At 32.5% G+C, this 7075-nt stretch carries 8 protein-coding genes, 2 tRNA genes and 1 rRNA gene; 3 read left to right on the forward strand and 8 right to left on the reverse strand.

Going from position 1 to position 7075, the window contains the following annotated elements:
- Nucleotides 1–209 precede the first annotated feature (209 nt).
- The 3 genes from H7355_RS13515 (at nt 210) to H7355_RS13525 (ending at nt 3575) form a co-directional block, all read left to right on the forward strand.
- Nucleotides 210–1589 carry a DUF4153 domain-containing protein gene (locus H7355_RS13515; protein WP_186648557.1) on the forward strand — a complete coding sequence of 460 codons (1380 nt, stop codon included), beginning with the start codon at nt 210–212 and terminating at the stop codon, nt 1587–1589.
- A 226-nt stretch (nt 1590–1815) separates the two neighbouring features.
- The gene (locus H7355_RS13520) at nt 1816–2337 is read left to right on the forward strand and encodes a hypothetical protein (protein WP_186648559.1); all 522 of its coding nucleotides are present in this window, start codon (nt 1816–1818) and stop codon (nt 2335–2337) included.
- Between the two features lie 32 nt (nt 2338–2369).
- Nucleotides 2370–3575, forward strand: coding sequence for a hypothetical protein (locus H7355_RS13525; protein WP_186648561.1), 1206 nt, complete (start codon nt 2370–2372; stop codon nt 3573–3575).
- Nucleotides 3576–3584: 9 nt separating this feature from the next.
- Here the strand turns inward: H7355_RS13525 and H7355_RS13530 are convergent, their stop codons facing one another.
- From H7355_RS13530 to rrf, 8 genes are all read right to left on the reverse strand, one after another.
- Entirely contained in the window at nt 3585–4433 is an 849-nt protein-coding gene (locus tag H7355_RS13530; protein WP_186648563.1) for an SDR family oxidoreductase, read from the reverse strand.
- Nucleotides 4434–4509: 76 nt separating this feature from the next.
- Nucleotides 4510–4995 (reverse strand): hypothetical protein, encoded by a 486-nt coding sequence (locus H7355_RS13535; RefSeq protein WP_186648565.1) that lies wholly within the window; start codon nt 4993–4995, stop codon nt 4510–4512.
- A gap of 389 nt (nt 4996–5384) precedes the next feature.
- Nucleotides 5385–5786 (reverse strand): 50S ribosomal protein L19, encoded by a 402-nt coding sequence (gene rplS / locus H7355_RS13540; RefSeq protein ID WP_186648567.1) that lies wholly within the window; start codon nt 5784–5786, stop codon nt 5385–5387.
- A gap of 65 nt (nt 5787–5851) precedes the next feature.
- Nucleotides 5852–5929 (reverse strand) — tRNA-Pro (locus H7355_RS13545).
- Nucleotides 5930–5945: 16 nt separating this feature from the next.
- Entirely contained in the window at nt 5946–6305 is a 360-nt protein-coding gene (gene rplT, locus H7355_RS13550) for a 50S ribosomal protein L20 (protein WP_186648569.1), read from the reverse strand.
- Nucleotides 6306–6440: 135 nt separating this feature from the next.
- Nucleotides 6441–6698, reverse strand: a complete 258-nt coding sequence (locus H7355_RS13555; protein ID WP_130612178.1) for a large ribosomal subunit protein bL35 — start codon at nt 6696–6698, stop codon at nt 6441–6443.
- A gap of 161 nt (nt 6699–6859) precedes the next feature.
- Nucleotides 6860–6935, reverse strand: a tRNA-Lys gene (locus H7355_RS13560).
- A 17-nt stretch (nt 6936–6952) separates the two neighbouring features.
- Nucleotides 6953–7067: ribosomal RNA gene (rrf, locus tag H7355_RS13565) — 5S ribosomal RNA — on the reverse strand.
- Nucleotides 7068–7075: the final 8 nt, after the last annotated feature.

Consider the following 7075-nt stretch of genomic DNA (forward strand, 5'->3'; position numbering starts at 1 on the left):
GAAAATATTATAATATTAATTATAAGAAGAAATATATTTTTCATCCCAAGCCTTCATTGTGCTATCCAATTTTTATTTTCTAATATACTATCTCTCCTGTATTGAAAGTCAGAAAGAATGTCCTCTAGTTCAAAAATTAATTGATAATTAAGAATGGCATTGCTTTCAACTAGGCAACTGAAAAGATTTTAATAATCATAGGATATTTCATGCAATTTAACAATCTATTTACACATCGTAAAATTGGAATAATTTTTAACTCTTGCAAAAGATTCCCAATCACAATTATATTATCTATTTTATCAACATTATTAAATATCTCACTAGTCACTCAAGAGATCGACAACGAAATTTTCACTAGACTTGCACCCATTCTCTTTATTGGTATTATTTTTTCACTTGCCATTCATTTATCACTGGAGCATTCCTTTAAAAAATACTCATTAGTTATCACAGCTTTTACATCTATTTTATTCATATTAATTAATTATTATATTTTTAATATAAACGAAAACTTTTCCTATTATTTAAAAAATGCTCAATTGTTTGCAGGAATATCTTTATTTCTGACTTTTGCTCCCTTTTTAAATAGCAAAGATAATAACTCTTTTAATAATTACAATCAGATAATTATTAAAAGATTATGCATATCTATATTCTACAGCGCTGTTATTTTTCTCGGAACATTCTTAGCAGTCAAACTTATATCATATTTATTTGAATTTAGATCACATTTTACCAGTGATGCACATAAATACTTATTTTTTATAAGTTTCAATCTAATCCAAGTTTTTCTCTTTCTATCTGGCATCCCTAAAAAAGTAGATCTGCATCATAAAGTGATGAATATAACTTTCAGTCTAAAAACAATTACATATAATATTTTAGTACCATTAACTTTGTTGTATATTTTTATCATGTACATTTACACTGGGAAAATAATTTTTACTTGGACCCTGCCAAAGGGTTATGTTGGCTGGACTCTTTCTTGCTTAAATCTTCTCGGCCTCATCTGTATACTTATCCTCCATGCAAAAAAAAGAGATGAGAAACCCAAATGGGTGCATTTTTTCGAAAAATATTATTTCATTCTTAATATTCCATTGCTTGGAGTTCTATTTGTTGGAGTTCTCACAAGAATCAATACCTATGGAATGACAGAAAGTAGATATCTCTTGTTGATCGGTTGTTTATGGGTCACTTTTATTTCAATTTACTTTATATTGACTCAATCTAAACAATTAAAAATAATACCAACCTCACTCTCTGTACTGTTACTTTTTACAATATTTGGCCCTTGGAGCGCCTATAATGTTTCACTAAATAGCCAACTCAGAATTTTTAAAGAAATTGCAGGACAAAGTGGTTTTTTAGTTGAAAGACAATTGCATAAACCAGAAATGAATCTCACAAGCGATGAAAGGAATAAGATCCGTTCTGTACTCGCTTATATTATCGACTACCATGGGATGGAGTCCCTTAGAGGCACCATAAATGATGAACAACTAGAATTAGCCCTCAAAGATAAAAAAAATCGGGCCTATTATTTTATTAAAAAATATGGATTGAGCGAAGAAAAAAGCAAATAGACCACTTAAGCTCATGATTCACACAAAATATTTCGCTCGGCTGCTGAGCGTTTTTTTCTTAAATTTTAAAAAAATATTTCGAATAAAATAGCTTGATTATATCGATGTCAAAAATTATATTGAAAACAAAAAATATAGCATTAAGAGATTTAATAAAATTAATCCAAAAAATTCTAATAATAAAATTAAAGTAAAAACTTTACGGATCTTCCAAGACAATCATTATGTGTTTGCTCAATCTGAATATATATATACGAGTCCAAAAATTGGATTCGATATTTTCCTATTTAAAGATGATAAAATAATTGAACATTGGGGTGTTCTTACCGACAAACTTGATAAAGATAAAATTGGTACAGGAATACAACTAAGTGGATCAATACAAATAAAAGACTTAAATCTTACAAAAGAAAATAAAGAATTAGTAAATGATTTGTTTCAAAATGTTCTGATAAAAAATAATTATTCAGATATTACCAAATATATTGATAGTAATTTTAAAGATCATATTCCATTGAAAAGTAAATTCAAATCCGTATTTCGAAAAGATATTTATAATCAAAATAAATTTAAACCAATTCGATATAAAACAAAAGTTCGGATTTTAGGTGAAGGAAATTTTGTTTTGCTTGTAAGTGAAGGAACTTATGGATGTGAAAGTGTAACTTTTTATGACCTTTTTAGAATTGAAAAAAAGAAAATAAGTGAATATTGGAATATTATAGAAGTTTCTGAATCCAATTCATAAAATTTTTTTATTATTTTATTAAGGAAAGCTCAATGAAAATAGTGAAACCTATTATTTTATTATTGTTACTCATAAGCTTTAATAATTGCTCAAAAAACCCTTCTTCGAGCAGCACTAATGGAGTTCCAAATAATGGGGCAGGAGGAGGACCTAAAGGTATAGATCCTAATGTGTTTAGAGAAGAAAATCGAGCAACTTTCATTCGCCCTTACGAAAAATCTATTGTAAATAAACTTGCTGACCTTTGGGAAATAAGAAAAAGGCTTGAAGCTAATCTGAATTATTATAACAATGAATTAGTTATTGCAGATCGTCCAAAACAAAGTTGGCTTGAATCGTTAAATGAGAATTTCTTTCATACGATGGAAAGAATATATAATTATCGAAGAAATGAGCTGTGGAAATTTAAACCTTTAATAGATGATCCTTTGAATGAAGTTATTCTGCAATATACATATGAGGTTGCGAACAACGATAGTGGAAGATCATTTATTCGTGAACTTACAACTAAATGCCAATTTCACGAGCTAAGAGTTGGCTCACGCTTATTTTCTTCTATGCGGGAAAAATATGAAATTATAGATCCATGTATTTACCTTGAATATAAATCTGCGTGGGAAAAATACGACGAAGCCGCAAATGATGACACTGATATGAATGGTGCACTCAATAAGACTTATCCTAACAGTCCTTTTATATTTAGAGGTCCTGTGGGAGGTGAATTTGTAAGTCACCCTCTTTTAACTCAAGAAATATCGGGAAGAAGCCAACCAGAAAAAGACTATATAAAATATCTAAGAAAAAAAGTTGCAGAGGCATTTACACATTATATGAATCAACCAATCAATGTGGGTGAAAATCCTCTTAAAGGAAATAATCCATTAAGAGCTCCAAATTTTAATACTTTTAATCTAAGCTTTGATGGAGAAAATCATTTACTTAATTTAATGCTTGACCGTCAGTACTTTAGTTCCTCAAACAATATTGGTCTTTTTTTTATTGCTATTAATCCTGCTCAATCTAAGCTCATTGATGCTGTTTTTAAATCAATTAAAGATGCTGATGAAGAAAAATTTATAATAGCAACAGTTAAATTAGCAGCTTCACATCCAGCTTATCATCAAAGAAACATTGTTTTAGAAAGTTTTCCAGAACTTTTCATCACTAAAGATTTTAAAAATTATCAACTACTTTCTAGTTATATGCATTATTTATTAAACTGCACGCAGTTTGGTTAATTATTGAATTCAATATTTAGCCCGTTTTTTTTGCATCATTTCCCAATCTTCAGGCTTCATTGCTTTTAAAAAATTGAATTCCCCTGCTCCTTGCAACCACTCACCCCCATCTATGGTAACAACTTCGCCGTTTATGAAAGCTGCATAATCCGATACTAGATATGAAGCCAAATTTGCTAATTCAATGTGCTTGCCAGCTCTTCCCAAAGGATTTTTTCCTTCTAATTGCTCCCCCAGATTCGCATTGGGGACAAGTCTTTCCCAAGCTCCTTCTGTAGGAAAAGGGCCCGGTGCAATTGCATTCATGCGTATCCCTTTTCCTCCCCATTCCACTGCGAGACTTCTTGTCATAGCTAAAACGCCTGCTTTTGCCATTGCAGATGGAACTACAAATGCAGATCCAGTTGAGGCATATGTAGTTACTATATTTAAAACAGCAGCTTTTTGCTGTGTCTTTAACCATCTTTTTGCACAAGCTAGAGTCACATAACTTGTGCCATGCAAAACAATATTGAGCACTGCGTCGATAGCTCTTGGTGATAAATCTTCAGTACGAGATATAAAATTCCCTGCTGCATTATTTACCAATATATTCAATTCACCTTCCGAAAATATACTTTCTATCATATTATCTACAGATGCTGCATCTTTCACATCACACACTTTAAATGAAGCTTTATCATTTTTGAATTTATTATTAAATTCATGACAAGTTTCTTTCAGAATTTCTTCTCTTCTTCCACAAATAACTACTTGCGCACCAAGAGATAAAAATCGTTCTGACATACTTTTACCAAGTCCTGTTCCACCACCCGTAACTAATATTTTTTTGCTTTCTAAAAGATTTGATTCAAACATGTATTATCTCCTTTGTCTGCGAATTTATAAATTACATTATAATGGAAATAATAAGAGAGCAAAACTCTTTAAATATTTATTTAATATTCTTTTTAAAAAGAGGTGAAATAAGATATTTTTTATTAATTTTGCAATATATAATAGTTAAATCATATTTAAAAAAGATAATTCGCGCTCTTTGAATAATTTTCTCTAAACAAACTCTTAAACTCTCTTTACGTTGCGATGATGAAATTGAATAACCTTCATAAAAAGCAGCTAAGAGTTCATTTCGAGTAAGCCCATATGGAAATTGCGAAAGCAAAATCATAAGTCGGCCCGGTTCTTTTGCAGATTCAACTGGAGAAACAAATTCAACATAAGATAAGCAGAGTTTTACCCATCGTTTCGCGACATAAGGTGATGATGCAACTTCGTTAAGCGCAAGTGCTAACGACTCCTGCATTTTGGTAAATTTTTCTCCACTCCTCAGTTTTTTTCGAATTATTCTGTTTCTTTTATCAGTTAGGGAGTCTTGTTCATTTTTAAGTAAATCAGAATTTTGCAGATTTTCGTAATCCATTTATACCTCTATTGTTTTGCGTTTAAAAAATGCATGGAAATAATTATCTTTTCCATATTTTAATTAATGCAATATTTATGCCAAAGAGGAATATTTTATATTATCATATACTTATAAATTTTACTAAAAAATTCTAAAAATTTTTCCGCCCGAAAATCAGACGATTTTTAAAATTTATGAATGAATATCGGTCAATATTTTTTTTCGCTTTAAATTTTATGCTATTATAAAGGAATAGTTTTTACAGAATTGATTGATTATCGTACAATTAATTTCATATTAATTTAACTCACAAATTTACAATCTGTAAAAAATAAAAGCCTATAGAAATTAATTCCATAGGCTTTTAAGCTGTTTTCTGTCTGTATTTTTAGAAAATACTACTTATTTTAAACTGATGCCTTAAGTTCTTCTGCTGATACATAGCGGCTCGAAATACGAGCAGCTTTACCACGAAGCTTACGGATGTAGTAAATTCTGGAACGACGAACTTTACCACGAACTTTGATATCAACATGGTCGATAAGAGGGGAATGCGCAAAGAAGTTACGCTCAACACCAATAGCGCCAGCTGACATTTTACGAACGAGGAAAGTAGAATTCGTTGTACCTTTACGGTAACGAATTACAGTTCCTTCGAAAGATTGTAAACGGTATTTTGGAGTTCCGTCTTTCTCAGTACCTTCTTGGATTTTTACCCAAACGCACACAGTGTCACCAGCCTTGAAATTTGGCAATGGCTTTGTGCGCATGTACTTTGATTCAAAAGATTTAAGAATAGGATGCTTCATAAACAAATCCACCTATAGCGAGAATTGCCTAAAATCGGATTCTCTAAAAAATAAAGTCAAGAAAATGGTCGGAGCGACAGGACTTGAACCTGCGACCTCTTGCACCCCAAGCAAGTGCGCTAGCCAGGCTGCGCTACGCTCCGAGTCAAAAAATAAATGTTACTTAGTTAGAGCAGCCTTTGATTTTTGTACAAGAACCGCAAAAACAGCTTCATCATGAATAGCAATGTCAGAAAGTTGCTTACGATCGAGAGTGATACTCGCTTTCTTAAGACCATTCATGAACTTGCTGTATGGTAAACCATGAGCTCTTGATGCAGCGTTAATACGTTGAATCCAGAGTGCACGAAAATCACGTTTTTTAACCTTACGGTCACGATATGCATAGCAAAGTGCTCTACGAACAATTTGTATAGCTGTACGATAAAGTCTACTACGAGTACCGCGGTATCCTTTAGCTAATTTAAGAACTCTTTTATGACGACGACGAAGTTTAAAGCCACGTTTTGCGCGAGCCATAGTATATAACCTCCTAGAATGATGGCGCTGCCGAGTTATTCAGCAACCTTTGCTGGCCATTCATCTGTTTAAAAACAACTTAACGAACAATAAACTATTTTTAAGTTTTACAAAAACTTAGCCTAATAGCTTATTTTATAAACCGTTTGGTAGGCAACGGGAAACCAATCTTGAACTTTCAGCGCGCATGATTTTGAGCTTTTTCAAGCGTGTTTTACGGCTGCGGTTCTTAGAAGTTGCTTTGTGTTGCTTTCCTACGTGAGGAACCTTAACAAGACCAGTTGCAGTCAACTTATAACGTTTAGCTGCAGCTCTTTTAGTCTTAATAGCCTTGCTAACTTTCCCTTTGGACTTAGCAACTTTAGCTTTTATCTTAGCTTTGGACTTTGCCATGTGATTAACCCTTCAACTTAGAACAGACAAAAAACAGAAAATTCTTATAACACTGCCCTAAATAAAATCAACCTTTATTTTCAAAAGATCTAAGTAAGATAGGGTAACTTTTAAACATAAAAAAAGCCCAAAAAGAAAATTCTTTTTGGGCTTTATATTAGTGGTGGGTCCGCCCGGATTCGAACCGGGGACCACTTGCTTAAAAGGCAAATGCTCTACCGACTGAGCTACGAACCCACTAAAGGAAAATTAAAAGGCTGCACAGAGCTACTCTCCCACACTTAAGAGTGCAGTACCATTGCCGCAGACGGGCTTGACTTCGGAGTTCGGAATGGGATCCGGTATTTCCCCGTCGCAATCAGCACAGCCAAAGCGAA

The sequence above is a fragment of the Fluviispira vulneris genome, from assembly GCF_014281055.1.
GTDB classification, from domain to species: Bacteria; Bdellovibrionota_B; Oligoflexia; order Silvanigrellales; family Silvanigrellaceae; genus Silvanigrella; species Silvanigrella vulneris.